Origin of the sequence: Enterobacter sp. 296B2 (genome assembly GCF_034106185.1) — a bacterium.
Taxonomy (GTDB): domain Bacteria; phylum Pseudomonadota; class Gammaproteobacteria; order Enterobacterales; family Enterobacteriaceae; genus Enterobacter; species Enterobacter cloacae_N.
Map to the genome: position 1 here is coordinate 52935 of NZ_JAWNCA010000018.1, position 14130 is coordinate 67064.

Here is a 14130-nt window from a genome sequence, read left to right on the forward strand (position 1 = left end):
AAGCCGCCACCCGACAAAACAGACCGCAGAAAACTAAACCAGACTCTTCAACCGATAAATCCACTCCAGCGCCTGACGCGGCGTCAGTGAATCCGGGTCGAGGTTCTCCAGCGCTTCCACTGCAGGCGACGTTTCTTCCGCTGGCGCCAACAGCGACATCTGGGTGCCATCTATCTGCGTCGCTGCCGCATTCGGCGAGAGGCTTTCCAGCTCACGCAGCTTCTGGCGAGCGCGCTTGATCACCTCTTTTGGTACCCCTGCCAGCGCCGCGACGGCAAGGCCATAGCTCTTGCTCGCCGCGCCATCCTGCACCGTGTGCATAAAGGCGATGGTGTCGCCGTGCTCAAGTGCATCAAGATGAACGTTAGCCACGCCTTCCATTTTATTCGGCAGCTGCGTCAGTTCGAAGTAGTGGGTGGCGAACAGCGTCATGGCCTTGATTTTATTTGCGAGGCTTTCGGCGCAGGCCCAGGCCAGCGACAGGCCGTCATAGGTTGAGGTTCCGCGTCCTACCTCATCCATCAGCACCAGGCTGTGCTCCGTCGCGTTATGCAGAATGTTAGCCGTTTCGGTCATCTCGACCATAAAGGTTGAGCGACCGCTCGCCAGATCGTCCGCTGCCCCAACGCGGGTGAAGATACGGTCGATGGGGCCGATCTCCACTTTTTGCGCCGGGACGTAGCTGCCGATATACGCGAGCAAAGCAATCAGCGCCGTCTGGCGCATGTAGGTACTCTTACCGCCCATGTTCGGGCCGGTAATGATCAGCATTCTTCTTTGTGGCGACAGGCTCAGCGGGTTGGCAATGAACGGTTCGTTCAGCACCTGCTCAACTACCGGGTGACGGCCTTCAGTGATGCGAATGCCAGGCTTGTCGGTAAAGGTTGGGCAGGTATAGTTCAGCGTTTCCGCGCGTTCTGCCAGGTTCACCAGCACGTCCAGCTCCGCCAGCGCGCTGGCGCTCAGCTGCAGGTCGGCCAGGTGCGGCATCAGCATGTCAAACAGCTCGTCATACAGCTGTTTTTCCAGCGCCAGGGCTTTACCTTTCGAGGTGAGCACTTTGTCCTCGTACTCTTTCAGCTCGGGAATGATATAGCGTTCGGCGTTTTTCAACGTCTGGCGGCGGACGTAGTGAATCGGCGCCAGATGGCTCTGCCCGCGGCTAATCTGAATGTAATAACCGTGTACCGCGTTATATCCCACTTTCAGCGTGTCGAGTCCAAGACGCTCGCGTTCGCGGATTTCCAGCTTATCGAGATAGTCCGTTGCGCCGTCGGCCAGCGCGCGCCATTCGTCCAGCTCTTCGTTGTAGCCCGGAGCAATCACGCCGCCATCGCGCACCAGAACCGGAGGCGCATCGATAATGGCGCGCTCCAGCAGTTCGCGAAGCTCGGTAAATTCGCCCATGGTTTCACGAAGTTTCTGTACCGGCGCGCTGTCAACGTCGCTCAGCTGAGCACGCAGCTCCGGCAGCTGCTGGAAAGCATGCCGCATCCGCGCGAGGTCGCGCGGGCGCGCGGTGCGCAATGCCAGACGGGCAAGAATACGTTCCAGATCGCCTACCTGACGCAGGACCGGCTGCAGTTCGGTATAGCGATCCTGCAACGCAGCAATCGTCTGCTGGCGGCAAACCAGCGTATCGGTATCGCGAATCGGCATATGCAGCCAGCGTTTCAGCATGCGGCTGCCCATTGGCGTCACCGTGCTGTCGAGCACCGACGCGAGCGTGTTTTCAACGCCACCCGCCAGGTTCTGGGTGATCTCAAGGTTACGGCGCGTGGCGGCATCCATGATGATGCTGTCCTGCTGGCGCTCCATGGTGATAGAACGGATATGCGGCAGGGCGGTTCGCTGGGTGTCTTTCACGTACTGCAGGAGGCAACCTGCGGCACACAACCCGCGCGGAGCGTTTTCCACTCCAAAGCCAATCAGATCGCGGGTGCCAAACTGCAGGTTCAGCTGCTGGCGGGCGGTATCAATTTCGAATTCCCACAACGGGCGGCGGCGCAATCCGCGACGGCCTTCAATCAGCGCCATTTCGGCGAAGTCTTCGGCGTAGAGCAGCTCTGCCGGGTTGGTGCGCTGCAGTTCGGCAGCCATCGTTTCACGATCGGCCGGCTCACTCAGGCGAAAACGCCCGGAGCTGATGTCCAGCGTGGCATAGCCAAACCCTTTGCCATCCTGCCACAGCGCTGCCAGCAGGTTATCCTGGCGCTCCTGAAGCAGGGCTTCATCACTGATGGTGCCTGGCGTGACGATGCGTACGACTTTGCGCTCAACCGGGCCTTTCGAGGTTGCCGGGTCGCCGATCTGCTCGCAAATAGCGACGGACTCGCCCTGATTCACCAGCTTGGCCAGATAGTTTTCAACCGCGTGGTGCGGGATACCGGCCATCGGAATGGGCTCGCCTGCCGATGCGCCACGTTTGGTCAGCGAGATGTCGAGCAGCTGCGATGCACGCTTAGCATCGTCATAAAACAGCTCGTAAAAATCGCCCATACGGTAAAACAGCAGGATTTCCGGATGCTGTGCCTTCAGCTTCAGATACTGCTGCATCATTGGCGTATGTGCGTCGAAATTGTCGATTGTGCTCATGGAGTTATGATGTCCATTTCTTTGAAAATAAACCGTTTTGAGCGGCTCAGTGGCCGTTTGTTCCTTCTATTGTCGCATGAAAAAAAGGTCCGGCGCAGAAAAATGTGGCGGCTTTACGAGGTGCCTTCCGACATTAATTCGATGACAATTTTTCCATGCTCTACGCCCACCCTGACCCGGGAGTTAGTGGTAAAGCCCGCTTTTTCAAGCCAGTCGCCTTTTAAGCTCAGCGCCGCATGTACGCTGTACCGCTTTGGAATCTTCGTTTTTCGATCCTCGTGACGTTTTCTGAAATATCCCACTTTTAAATGGCGGTAGGGTTTGCCGATCGCGATCTCTTTCATAGGGTCTCCAGACTATACGGACAACGGTCATTCCTGATACCTGTATAAAATACCAGTGATTTTTAGCGGGCGCAGGGATAATAGTGGAATCAGGCTTCAGAAAACGGAATGCAACACCTGAAATTCAGCGTGTAAAAGTGTACTATTGATGCATCTTATTGTTCGGTAAGTCGCTATGACCGGTAAACGCATATCACGTGAAAAAGAGACCATCGCGAAAATGATCGCGTTGTACGAAAAGCAGTGTCCACAGGCTTCTCAGGAAGCGGGGCATTATCGGGCGCTCAACGCGTATGCCGATAAGCGCCTGGATAAGTGTGTTTTTGGTGAAGAAAAGCCCGCCTGTAAACAATGCCCGGTGCACTGCTACCAGCCTGCCAGACGTGAAGAGATGAAGCAGATTATGCGCTGGGCAGGCCCGCGTATGTTATGGCGACACCCCATTCTGACCGTCCGTCATCTGATGGATGACCGTCGTCCGGTGCCGGAACTGCCGGAAAAGTATCGCCCGAAAAAATAAGCCGTTCAGCTTCGTAGCGGGCGGCAAATTACATTCATGGCCAGCGCGCTACAGAGTGGAAAGAGCGCCAGCAGCAGCCAGGGATACATTGCCTGCGTTGAAGGCACCAGCGCGCGATCCAGCAGGCTGCCAAACAACAGGTTTCCGGCCAGTACCGCAATGCCTCCGGCAGTGGAGAGTGCGCCGTAGTGCGCGCCCAGCGTTGATTCCTCGGCGAACCGCGGAATGAGATCTTTTGCCGACGGCACCAGCAGCATCTGTCCCAGCGTCAGCAGCGTGACAAACGAGACCGAGGGCAGAAGCCGCAGCCAGCCTTCAGGCGGTACTGTTGCCGCGAACATTGCCACGCTCGCGAAGGCGGCGGAAAGCAGCAAAAAGCCCACCGGCAGAATGTTCACCGCGCCCACGCGACGGGCGAAACGCGCCAGCGGCAGCTGTAAGGTAATGATCAGAACGGAGGCCAGCATAAAAAGCGGGCCGAGATCTTTCTCGTTACCGCCGGAGCGCTGGATCTCTACCGGCAGCGCCAGATAGAGCTGGTTGTAGCTTAACAGCCAGGAGCTGTACGCAATGATAAAGGCGACAAAGCGCGGCTGGCGGAACGTCGTCCACCAGGGCACTATTTTTATCTTCTGTGAACGGTGTCCAGCAGCAGGCAGACAGAAGTAAAGCACCACTAACGCAATGATAAAGACGCCTGCACCCGCCAGCGCCACCTGGCGGAAGCCAAGCCCCGTTAGCAGGGCGCCAGCAACCGGGCCCAGTACTGCGCCGAGCTCCCCGCAGACGGCAAAGAGCGCAAACCACTCCGCGCGGCTTCGTTTGCCTTTCGCCTCACTGTGTGTGCCCGCTTTTGCCAGCAGAGCCTCAATTGAGGGAGAAAATAACGCGCCACCGACGCCCGTCAGACACGCGCCCAGAATAATCGGCCACAGCGATCCCCCGAAGGCCAGCAGCAGATAGCCCGAAACACGAACTATACAGCCGCTGAGGATAACCCCTTTCGCGCCAAACCGGTCCGAGAGTGCCCCGCCAACGATAAACATCCCCTGTTGCGAGAACGTGCGCAGGCCCAGGATCAGCCCGATAAGCCCGCCGGAGAGCAGCATGTCGTCGCGCAGAAATATCGCCAGGAAGGGAACGACGGCGTAAAACCCAATGTTAAAAACAAACTGACTACCCAGTAAAACGGGCGGCCAGAGCGTGGTGGCGGGGCGAAGGGACATTGTCGAACACTCGTCCCTACACGATAAAGTGAATGTGCTTTTTGCCATGGAACGGCGAGATCTCAATTTTGGTTTTGACTCTGAAGACCTCCCAGAGCAACGACTCGGATAAAATGTTCTGCGGTGTTCCGGTCGCCACAATTTGCCCTTTCTGCATCACAATCAGCGAGTCGCAGAACATTGAGGCGTGGTTGAGATCGTGGATGGCGACAATGCTGGTAACAGGTAATTCGCTGATCAACTGCATCAGCTGCATCTGATGATGGATGTCCAGGTGGTTGGTCGGTTCATCCAGCAGGATTTCCGTTGGGGTCTGGGCCAGCGCGCGGGCAATATGTACGCGCTGGCGCTCGCCGCCGGAGAGGCTCAGCCAGCCCTGCTCGCTGCGGTCCAGCATATCGACACGCTGCAGAGCCGCGGTGACGGTGTCGTCATCTTGCGCGCTCCAGTTCGAAAAAGCGGAGTGGTGCGGAATACGCCCGAGTTTCACCACGTCGCGCACGCGCATATTGGCGTCGGTCATCCCGTGCTGCTCAACGAACGCCACCCGGCGGGCAAGCTGCTTTTTGGCGATGCGGGAAATGTCCTGCCCGTCCAGGGTCACGCTGCCCGCATCCGGGCGACGCAGGCCAGCCAGGATACGCAAAAGAGACGATTTGCCGCAGCCGTTAGGGCCAAGGAGACCCACGGTTTCGCCCCGGGAAACCTTCAGCGAGACGTCATTGACGATAACTTTTTTGCCGACCTTCCAGGTAATATTTTCAGCGCAGATACTCATCACTTATTCCTTGAACGGTAGATAATCACGGCAAAGAAAGGCACGCCCACCAGCGCGGTGACTACGCCGACGGGGAGGCTTTGCGGCGCAATCAGCATCCGCGAGGCGATGTCGGCCAGCACCATCAGGATCGCCCCGGCCAGCGCGCTGGCAATCAGCAGCGTGCGGTGCAGCGGCCCGAACAGGAAACGCATAACGTGCGGTACCACCAGCCCCACAAAGCCGATTGAACCCGCCATGCTGACAATCGTCGCGGTAATTAGCGCGGTAGTGGTAAAGAGCGTCAGGCGAACCCACGGGACGGCAATACCTAAAGAGGCCGCGGCGTCATCACCAAAGGTAAAGGCGTCCAGCGCCCGGGAATAGTAGAGGCAGACGGCAAGGCCCGCCAGCACGACAACCAGCGCCAGCTGGAATTCCGGCCATCGCACGCCGCTAAAGCTGCCCAGTAGCCAGAACATCACGTCGCGCGCCTGCTGGGCGCTGGCGGAGGTGCTGATGGTATAGGCGGTAATGGCGTTGAACAGCTGAGAGGCCGCAACCCCTGCCAGAATGGTACGTTCATTCCCCCCGCGCGCGCCGTTCGTCAGAAACGCGACAAACGCAAAGGCGGCGAACGCCCCGGCAAACGCGCCCGCAGAGAGCGATACCGCGCCGGTGCCGATGCCCAGAACGACGACCGACACCGCCCCGGTTGAAGCACCCGCCGACACGCCGAGCACGTAAGGTTCTGCCAGCGCGTTTTTCAGCAGGCTTTGCAGCACGGCGCCGCAGATGGCTAAACCGGCCCCGCAGCACGCCGCCACCAGCGCGCGGCTCAGGCGGAAGTCCCAGATAACGCTCTCATAGATGCGGTTGAGCGGAACGTCGGTCAGCCCCAGCTTATTACCGATAGCATAAAAGACATTGGACAGCGGAATCGACAGCTCGCCGACGCTGACGCCAAGGGCAATCACCAGAAACAGCAGGATAACAGCAAGAAGAGCAGAAGTGGTCAGGATCAGGCCCTGGCGGGCCTGAAGTACGGCAACTGTCATCAGTTCAGCCCCAGCTTTCTGAGCTGTTCGCCCACCTGTTCAGCACCGTAAATCGTACGAATCGTCGGGTTCATCGCCTGACCGTCCATCACCACGATATGGCCTTTCTTCACGGCGTCCATCTGGCTGACGGCGGGATCGCTTTTCAGGAATTTGATTTTCTCTTCCGCGTTATCCAGCGCCCAGCGGTTACGATCCAGGCTGGAGACCACAATCACATCCGGGTTCGCAGCGATAATGCTTTCCCAGCCGACGGTTGGCCATTCGGTCTCAGCAGTAATGGCGTTATGGCCGCCCAGCAAGTTGGCAATAAAACCGGAGGCGCTGTTTTTCCCGCCGACATAGGCATCCGCCGAAGGCGAGGCGCTTGAGAACCAGAAGACAAACGAGAGATCTTTTTTGTTTTTACCAAATTCCTGACGCAGGTCGGCCTCGCGTTTTTTGAAATCGGCAATGACGGCCTGGCCGCGCGCTTCAACGTTGAAAATCTTCGCGAAATCTTCAATCTCTTTATAAAGGTACGTCATATCCCACAGCGTCTGGCGGCTGCCGTACATATCGCCTGCGGCCTTTTTGGTGGCGCACATGCCTGGTGATAAATAGCTGTTCACGCCGACGGTGGCCAGATCTTCACGTTTTGCGACCTTACTTTCCGGCCCGAGCAGCAGCGGCAGCTGGGCAGGAACAAAATCGGGATTTTGCGAAAGGATGGATTCAAGGGTAGGAATTTCAACCGTCAGGGTTTTGATTTTGGCATTCTGTTCCGCCAGCTGCGGCAGCACTTTTGTCGGCCAGAAGGCGCTGGCCTTCACCTTATCTTCAAGGCCCAGCAGGAGCAAAATTTCCACGGTGTTCTGGCCCAGGGCCACGACGCGTTCCGGCGCTTTAGCGAATGTCTCTTTGTAGCCACAGTTTTCAATCGTCAGAGGATATGTGGTTGCCAGAGCGGAACTGACCGACGCAATCGCCAGGCCTAACGCGCAGATGACCTTCTTCATGAAATGCTACCCTTCATTAAAATTATTTTTGATGCAAATGAAACGCATTATTAAGGCGGAATTTTATACAGAGGAAACGATTTTGTGTCAATGAGGGACAATTGCGCAGGGTAACAAAAGGCGGTGTCAGAAAAACACCGCCGGAATAAAGCCTTAAATGAGACTCTCTTTATCAATCCCGAGACGCTTCATGCGCGACAGCAGGGTGGTGCGTTTTAACCCCAGCCGCTGGGCCGCCCCTTTCGGCCCGGCCACCACGCCGTTGGTCTCTTTCAGCACGCGCAGAATGAGCTGATATTCATCTTCTCCCTCTTTCGCTACCTCGGCGGTGGGTACGGTCACGTCAGGAAGGGCAATCTCCGGCAGGGAGAGCTGCAGCACGTTCCCGCGCGTCAGCAGCACCGCGCGCTCAATGACGTTTTCCAGTTCACGCACGTTGCCCGGCCACTCCATCGATGAAAGGGTGCGCAGCGTCTCGGCGGGAATGCTGTCGATGTTTCGCCCCATCCGGCGCGCGATTTTCGCGGTAAAGGCCTTGACCAGAAGGGGGATATCTTCCGGGCGTTCGCGCAGCGGCGGCAGGCAGATCGGAAAGACGTTCAGGCGATAGTAAAGGTCGCTTCTGAATTCGCGGTCGGTAACCATTTTTTTCAGATCGCGGTTGGTGGCGGCAATCAGGCGCACGTCGGTCTGGATAAGCTTGTTGCTGCCGAGGCGCTCAAACTCCTGCTCCTGCAAAACGCGCAGCAGCTTGGGCTGTAGCTCCAGCGGCATATCGCCCACTTCGTCGAGGAAAAGCGAGCTTTTATCCGCCAGCTCGAAACGTCCCAGGCGCTGGCTGCTGGCTCCGGTAAACGCGCCGCGCTCGTGGCCGAAGAGATCGCTTTCCAGCAGACCCGCTGGCATCGCCGCGCAGTTCATCTTCACCATGCGGCGGCTGTTGCGGTTGCTCAGGTTATGGATGGCGCGGGCAATCAGCTCTTTACCGGTACCGGTTTCGCCGAGGATCAGCACCGTGCTGTCGCTCTGTGCCACCATTTCCACCTGCTTGAGGACGCTGTACATGGCGTCGCTGCGCCCGATGATTTCGCCAAACTCGCTGTCCACGTTGTTGAGCTGCTCGGTCAGGGCCAGATTCTCGTCCACCAGCCGCTCTTTCAGGCGGTGGATCTCCTGATAGGCGAGGGCGTTATCCAGCGCGATAGAAATACGCTCGGCGATCTGGCGCAGCAGCTTCAGGTTGGCGGTGGTAAACACGGCTTCATCGCACTGCGCCAGTTTGAGCACCCCAAGCATGGTGCTGCCGGACATCAGCGGCAGCAGGCACAGGGTCTGAATTTTGTTGCCCCAGGTGTTAAACAGCATCCGCTCGTACGGCGCCACCGGATCCTGCTCGCTAAGGTTAAGCAGCAGGATCTCCTTGCTTTTAAACACCCGCTCAGAAAGGGTGCCCGCTTCGTCCACCTCGCTCTGCTCGTGCGCCGGGTTGGCCTCATCGAGGTAGTGGGTGGAATAGATGTTCAGCTTGCCTTTGCGGTTCCCGCGCAGCGCGATGCTGATGGCGTCGATTTTGAAATAGTGGTGGATCTCCTTCGAGACTTCGCTGACCAGCTCATCCATATCGAGACGCGACAGCACGGCGTTGGTGATGGCGACCAGAATACGAAAGTTGTCGCGCTCGCGGCTCAGCAGGTCGTAATCCACGTTATTGGTGACGCGGCTTTGGATCTGCTCCGCGACGACGGCCACGATCTGGGTAAAGGTATGCAGACGCTCGTACTCCGCCTCGCTCCAGGGCTGGTCGATATTGCGGATAAACTCGCAGCCGCCAAAAATATGGCCCTCCGCCGCCAGCGGCAGCATGCCGTAATGACCGAAAGGCTGATAAAGATTGCTCTCTGCCAGCCGCGGCCACGCCATCCGAAACTCTTCAAAATTGCAGTGCAGCACTTCAGGCCGGGAGAGAATGCGGCGCACCGGGCCATGCGCCAGATACGTCTCGTCCTCGTACTCAAACGCTTTGCCATTATCGCGCGTTGAGTAGTAGCTCGCGCGGTGCGTTCCGCTATGCCAGAGCACAATCGCCGCGCTGTCCGCCAGCGCTGATTGCCTGACCAGCCGCGTCAGGGCATCGCTCAGCGCGCCGAGATCGGGCTGTTGTAAAAGTGTGCGCGTAATGTCAAACAGGCCCTGCTGTCCAAGATCGCTCATCGGTGTATACGGCATTATTGCTTTCCAATAGAAACTGGCAAAAAAGAGAGATTCAGTGCTGACCGCTTATGGCGCGGCTCTAGCAAATTCGGGGTAGCGGCTCAGCGTGCGGCAGGTCCAGCGTGCGCTTCACGCCATAAAGCCCGGCCAGGCGCACCCCTTTGCGCTCAACCACGTCGCCGATGATGGCCGCGTCTTTCCCTAAGGGATGCGCACGTAGCTGCTCAAGCACCGCCTCAGCAGCCTGGCGCTCCACGCCGATCGCCAGCTTGCCTTCGTTAGCAAAGTTTAGCGGGTCAAGCCCCAATAGCTCGCACAGCCCGCGTACGGCAGGCTTAACGGGCAGGCTGCGCTCGGTGAGTTCAATTCCGCACCCGCAGCTTGCGGCGAACTCGTGGACGACGGCATTCACCCCTCCACGGGTGGCATCGCGCAGGGCCTTCACGCCGGGAATGGCGCGCAGCGTCTGAATCAGCGGGGTGAGTACCGCGCAGTCGCTGCGAAGCTCGCCGTCCAGACCTAATCCTTCGCGCAGGTTAAGGATAGTCGCCCCGTGGCAGCCCAGCGTGCCGGTCACGATCAGCACGTCGCCGACGCTAAGCCGCTGCGCGCCCCAGTGAACGTCTGCGGGGATCGCCCCCATGCCGGCGGTGTTGATGAAGAGCTTATCGGCCGCACCGCGCTGGACCACTTTGGTGTCCCCGGTGACGATAGCGATCCCCGCCTCGCGCGCGGTGTGCGCCATGCTGTTCACCACCGCCGTGAGCGTTTCCATCGGTAACCCTTCTTCGAGAATAAATCCGCAGGAGAGGTAGCGCGGAATGGCGCCGCTGACCGCTACGTCGTTGGCCGTGCCGCAGACGGCGAGCTTGCCGATATCGCCGCCCGGGAAGAACAGCGGGTCAATCACGTAGCTGTCGGTGGAGAACGCCAGCCGATCGCCCTGTGCGGTGAGGGACGCGAGGTCAATGCGCGCCTGATCCTCCTGCTCGGCAAGCCAGGGGTTATTGAAGGCCTCCATGAACAGCCGGTTAATCAGCTGCTGCATCGCCTGTCCACCACTTCCGTGCGCCATTTCCACCGTGTTCATTCTTCACACTCCTGGTTGCGATACTGATACCACGCGGCGCAGGCTCCTTCGGAGGAGACCATCAGCGCGCCAAACGCGGTTTGCGGGTTACAGGTGTTGCCAAATAACGGGCAGTGATGAGGTTTGCATTTGCCGGTAAGCACCTCGCCGCAGCGGGCGCGGGGATCGTCGCACACCTGCTGTGGCTGTGGGCGGAAGTGCGCTTCGGCATCGAATGCGCGATAGGCAGGCGTCAGGCGCACGCCGGATTCGGCAATCAGCCCCAGCCCGCGCCACTCGCTGTCGCCCTCAACGCTAAACACGTCGGCTATAGCCTGCTGCGCCCGTTCATTTCCCGCATCGGGCACCACGCGGCGATACTGATTTTCCACCGCGCTCAGGGCCGCTATTTTCTGCTCAACCAGCATGGTCACACCTTGCAGTAGATCAAGCGGTTCGAAACCAGCGACCACTAACGGACGATTGTACTGTTCAGCGATAAAACCGTAGGCGTCTGTGCCAATCACCATGCTGACGTGGCCCGGTGCCAGAAACGCGTCGATGCCGTTGTCCGGCTCTTCCAGCAGGCTGCGCAGCGTGGGAATGAGCGTAATGTGCTGGCAGAAAAAGAAAAAGTTACCGACACCGCGCGCTTTCGCCTGCTGCAGCGTGATTGCCGTAGCGGGCATGGTGGTCTCAAAACCCAGCCCGAAAAAGACGACCTTGCGCTCAGGGTTATCCATCGCCAGCGTCAGGGCATCCATCGGTGAGTAAACGATCCGCACGTCCGCCCCGTGCGCTTTCGCCTGCAGCAGCGAGCCGTTTTTCCCCGGCACGCGCATCGCGTCGCCAAAGGTGCAGAAAGTAACGTCGGGCTGGCCGGCAATTTCAATGCAGCTGTCGATGCGCCCCATCGGCAGCACGCACACCGGGCAGCCGGGGCCGTGAATAAACTCGATGTTCTCCGGCAGCAGCTGGTCGAGGCCAAATTTGAAGATGGCGTGCGTATGTCCGCCGCACACCTCCATGATCCGCAGCGGCTTTTCTTTCGTGTAGTCCAGCAGCGCCGCGCGCGTTTTCAGATGCCCGATAAGCTGCATCACCTGCTCCGGCGCGCGGTATTCATCAACGTAACGCATGATTACCTTTCCTCGCCGTACAGGAGCGCGCCCACGTCCGGCTCCACGTCAAACATGTTTTGCAGCGCGTCGAGCGTGTCGCGGGCTTCTGCTTCGTTAATCACGCTCATCGCAAAGCCTACGTGGACCAGCACCCACTGGCCGAGACGCGAGGCGCCGCTTTCATCGGTGCTGCCCACCAGCGTCAGGTCGACGTCGCGTAGGATGCCGCAAACCTCGACTTTGGCCTGATTGCCGTCAATGGAGTGGATTTGTCCGGGTACGCCTATGCACATCGTTCGCTCTCCAGCCAGTCCAGCCAGGCGTCCATCCCGTCGCCGCGCGTGGCGGAAACCAGCAGGATGTGAATGTCCGGGTTCACCTCGCGGGCATACGCCATGCACTTATCAACGTCAAAATTCAGGTACGGCAGCAGGTCGACTTTGTTCAGCAGCATGATGGAGGCGGCGGCGAACATGTGCGGATACTTCAGCGGCTTGTCTTCGCCTTCGGTCACCGAAAGCACCGCCACCTTGTGTCGTTCACCCAGATCGAAGCTCGCCGGGCACACCAGGTTGCCGACGTTTTCAATAAACAGGATGCCGTTATCTGCCAGCGGCAGGCGCGGGGCGGCGTCGGCAATCATCTGCGCGTCCAGGTGGCAGCCTTTACCGGTGTTGACCTGGATCGCGGGCGTGCCGGTTTCACGAATGCGCGCCGCGTCGTTAACGGTTTGCTGGTCGCCTTCGATCACCGCGCAGGAGACGCGTTCATTCAGACACTTCAGGGTTTCGGTAAGCAGGGTGGTTTTTCCGGATCCGGGGCTGGAGACCAGGTTCAGCACCAGCTGCCTGCGCGCGGCAAAGCCCGCGCGGTTGCGGGCAGCGATCTGGTTATTTTTGTCCAGCACGTCGAGCTCCACCTCCAGCATCTGGCGCTGGCTCATGCCCGGCGCGTGGGTGCCCGCTTCGCCGTGGCCGTAATGCAGGTCACCCGCGTCGGAGCGCTGCGGTGCAAAGGTGATCCCGGTCAGGGCCGCCACAGGACGCGGGGCGGGGGAAAAGGGCGCGGAGCGAAACGCGGAGTGGGGGCGGTGTTCATCCCCTTCTATATACAGGTTGCCTTCGGCGCAACCGCAGGTACTACACATACTTTACTCCTTCTCAATTTCGAGACGTTGGATCTGCATGCCGTCATCCGCCACGATGCGCAGCCTGGCGCTCTGGCACTGCGGGCAGCGCTGAACCTTCGATGACAGCAGGGTGACGTACTGCTGGCACTGTTCGCACCAGCACTCCGCCTGCTGTTCTTCAATATGCAGCGCGCAGCCTTCCGCCAGCGTGCCGCGGCACACCAGCTCAAAGCAGAAGGTCAGGGCGCTGGTCTCGACGCAGGAAAACGCCCCGATCTTCAGCCAGACGCCGGTGACGCGTTTCGCGCGGTTTTGCACTGCCTGCTGTTCGATAAGTTCCAGAGCCCGCTGGCAGAGGGTGATTTCGTGCATGACGCCTCCTCAATGAATTGCGCCATTAAATGCAATAACGGTGCCAGCTTGATTTTTGTTAAGGCGTGACGATGTCAACGCTGTCGAAATGACACGTCGACATCGCAGCGTTGACAGTGACTTTTTTGATAAAAGCAATATGAATCAATTAATTAAAAACTGGCACGGAATCTGCTTAACAGCCGCTATCTCCATTAACCGGATACCTTTTATGACTATTTGGGAAATCAGCGAAAAAGCGGATTACATCGCGCAGCGCCACCAGCAGCTTCAGGATCAGTGGCACCTCTACTGCAACTCTCTGGTTCAGGGGATCACCCTGTCAAAAGCGCGTCTGCATCACGCGATGAGCTGTGCGGCGCAGGGCGATATGCGATTTGTCCTCTTCGGCCATTTCACGGTTTTTGTCACCCTGGCAGACAGCTTTAACAGCCACACCATCGAGTACTACGTCGAGAACAAAGAGGGTGAAAAACAGTGTATTGCGCAGGCCCAGCTGATGGCCGACGGCATGGTCGACGGCTACGTCAGCAACCGCGATCGCCAGCAGGTGCTTGAGCACTATCTGGAGAAAATCTCGCCGGTTTACAACGGTCTCTACGCCGCGGTTGAACACGACTTGCCGGTCGACCTGAAACAGCTGGTCGCGGGAAAGATTCCCGCTAACCCTGCCTGATAACCGCGTGTCGAAAAGTGTCGATGAGACAGTTTTTCGTCGTCAAAAATGACC

The 14130-nt window shown here is 58.6% G+C and carries 14 protein-coding genes; 2 read left to right on the forward strand and 12 right to left on the reverse strand.

From position 1 onward, the window contains the following. Positions 1-33: 33 nt before the first annotated feature. Together mutS and URZ40_RS14400 are read right to left on the reverse strand one after the other, a co-directional pair. A complete protein-coding gene (mutS, locus tag URZ40_RS14395; RefSeq protein WP_316380136.1) occupies positions 34-2595 on the reverse strand; it encodes a DNA mismatch repair protein MutS in 2562 nt (853 codons plus the stop codon). Between the two features lie 113 nt (positions 2596-2708). Further along, entirely contained in the window at positions 2709-2939 is a 231-nt protein-coding gene (locus URZ40_RS14400; RefSeq protein WP_116343457.1) for a SymE family type I addiction module toxin, read from the reverse strand. Positions 2940-3114: 175 nt separating this feature from the next. Here URZ40_RS14400 and URZ40_RS14405 point away from each other — a divergent pair, with 175 nt between their 5' ends. Continuing rightward, complete coding sequence (locus tag URZ40_RS14405; RefSeq protein WP_116343456.1) at positions 3115-3459, forward strand: nitrous oxide-stimulated promoter family protein; 345 nt, start codon at positions 3115-3117, stop codon at positions 3457-3459. Between the two features lie 5 nt (positions 3460-3464). Here the strand turns inward: URZ40_RS14405 and URZ40_RS14410 are convergent, their stop codons facing one another. The 10 genes from URZ40_RS14410 to hypA all read right to left on the reverse strand — a co-directional run bounded on the left by URZ40_RS14410 (position 3465) and on the right by hypA (position 13400). Further along, positions 3465-4685, reverse strand: a complete 1221-nt coding sequence (locus URZ40_RS14410; protein WP_192984344.1) for an MFS transporter — start codon at positions 4683-4685, stop codon at positions 3465-3467. Positions 4686-4701: 16 nt separating this feature from the next. Then, positions 4702-5463: an ABC transporter ATP-binding protein gene (locus tag URZ40_RS14415; RefSeq protein WP_192984347.1), complete on the reverse strand. Its 762-nt coding sequence runs from the start codon at positions 5461-5463 to the stop codon at positions 4702-4704. Next, a complete protein-coding gene (locus URZ40_RS14420; protein WP_163330096.1) occupies positions 5463-6500 on the reverse strand; it encodes an iron ABC transporter permease in 1038 nt (345 codons plus the stop codon). The genes URZ40_RS14415 and URZ40_RS14420 overlap by 1 nt, the downstream gene beginning before the upstream one ends. Continuing rightward, positions 6500-7498: an ABC transporter substrate-binding protein gene (locus tag URZ40_RS14425; protein ID WP_320720721.1), complete on the reverse strand. Its 999-nt coding sequence runs from the start codon at positions 7496-7498 to the stop codon at positions 6500-6502. The genes URZ40_RS14420 and URZ40_RS14425 overlap by 1 nt, the downstream gene beginning before the upstream one ends. A gap of 153 nt (positions 7499-7651) precedes the next feature. Then, positions 7652-9724, reverse strand: coding sequence for a formate hydrogenlyase transcriptional activator FlhA (gene flhA, locus URZ40_RS14430; RefSeq protein ID WP_320720722.1), 2073 nt, complete (start codon positions 9722-9724; stop codon positions 7652-7654). 64 nt (positions 9725-9788) lie between these two features. Continuing rightward, positions 9789-10799 (reverse strand): hydrogenase expression/formation protein HypE, encoded by a 1011-nt coding sequence (gene hypE / locus URZ40_RS14435; protein ID WP_316380142.1) that lies wholly within the window; start codon positions 10797-10799, stop codon positions 9789-9791. After that, positions 10796-11917 carry a hydrogenase formation protein HypD gene (hypD, locus tag URZ40_RS14440; protein ID WP_320720723.1) on the reverse strand — a complete coding sequence of 374 codons (1122 nt, stop codon included), beginning with the start codon at positions 11915-11917 and terminating at the stop codon, positions 10796-10798. The genes hypE and hypD overlap by 4 nt, the downstream gene beginning before the upstream one ends. Before the next feature lie 2 nt (positions 11918-11919). After that, on the reverse strand, positions 11920-12192 hold the full coding sequence (locus URZ40_RS14445; RefSeq protein ID WP_316380143.1) for a HypC/HybG/HupF family hydrogenase formation chaperone: 273 nt from the start codon (positions 12190-12192) through the stop codon (positions 11920-11922). Continuing rightward, positions 12183-13046 carry a hydrogenase nickel incorporation protein HypB gene (gene hypB / locus URZ40_RS14450; RefSeq protein WP_320720724.1) on the reverse strand — a complete coding sequence of 288 codons (864 nt, stop codon included), beginning with the start codon at positions 13044-13046 and terminating at the stop codon, positions 12183-12185. Before hypB ends, URZ40_RS14445 begins: the two co-directional genes overlap by 10 nt. A 3-nt stretch (positions 13047-13049) precedes the next feature. Then, entirely contained in the window at positions 13050-13400 is a 351-nt protein-coding gene (hypA, locus tag URZ40_RS14455; RefSeq protein ID WP_320720725.1) for a hydrogenase maturation nickel metallochaperone HypA, read from the reverse strand. A gap of 211 nt (positions 13401-13611) precedes the next feature. Here hypA and hycA point away from each other — a divergent pair, with 211 nt between their 5' ends. Next, positions 13612-14076, forward strand: a complete 465-nt coding sequence (hycA, locus tag URZ40_RS14460) for a formate hydrogenlyase regulator HycA (protein WP_320720726.1) — start codon at positions 13612-13614, stop codon at positions 14074-14076. The last annotated feature ends 54 nt before the right edge of the window (positions 14077-14130 follow it).

Coding starts and splice junctions, on each gene's coding strand:
- mutS (WP_316380136.1), bottom strand. CDS start 2,595: ATGAGCACAATCGACAATTTCGACGCACATACGCCAATGATGCAGCAG.
- URZ40_RS14400 (WP_116343457.1), bottom strand. CDS start 2,939: ATGAAAGAGATCGCGATCGGCAAACCCTACCGCCATTTAAAAGTGGGA.
- URZ40_RS14405 (WP_116343456.1), top strand. CDS start 3,115: ATGACCGGTAAACGCATATCACGTGAAAAAGAGACCATCGCGAAAATG.
- URZ40_RS14410 (WP_192984344.1), bottom strand. CDS start 4,685: ATGTCCCTTCGCCCCGCCACCACGCTCTGGCCGCCCGTTTTACTGGGT.
- URZ40_RS14415 (WP_192984347.1), bottom strand. CDS start 5,463: ATGAGTATCTGCGCTGAAAATATTACCTGGAAGGTCGGCAAAAAAGTT.
- URZ40_RS14420 (WP_163330096.1), bottom strand. CDS start 6,500: ATGACAGTTGCCGTACTTCAGGCCCGCCAGGGCCTGATCCTGACCACT.
- URZ40_RS14425 (WP_320720721.1), bottom strand. CDS start 7,498: ATGAAGAAGGTCATCTGCGCGTTAGGCCTGGCGATTGCGTCGGTCAGT.
- flhA (WP_320720722.1), bottom strand. CDS start 9,724: ATGCCGTATACACCGATGAGCGATCTTGGACAGCAGGGCCTGTTTGAC.
- hypE (WP_316380142.1), bottom strand. CDS start 10,799: ATGAACACGGTGGAAATGGCGCACGGAAGTGGTGGACAGGCGATGCAG.
- hypD (WP_320720723.1), bottom strand. CDS start 11,917: ATGCGTTACGTTGATGAATACCGCGCGCCGGAGCAGGTGATGCAGCTT.
- URZ40_RS14445 (WP_316380143.1), bottom strand. CDS start 12,192: ATGTGCATAGGCGTACCCGGACAAATCCACTCCATTGACGGCAATCAG.
- hypB (WP_320720724.1), bottom strand. CDS start 13,046: ATGTGTAGTACCTGCGGTTGCGCCGAAGGCAACCTGTATATAGAAGGG.
- hypA (WP_320720725.1), bottom strand. CDS start 13,400: ATGCACGAAATCACCCTCTGCCAGCGGGCTCTGGAACTTATCGAACAG.
- hycA (WP_320720726.1), top strand. CDS start 13,612: ATGACTATTTGGGAAATCAGCGAAAAAGCGGATTACATCGCGCAGCGC.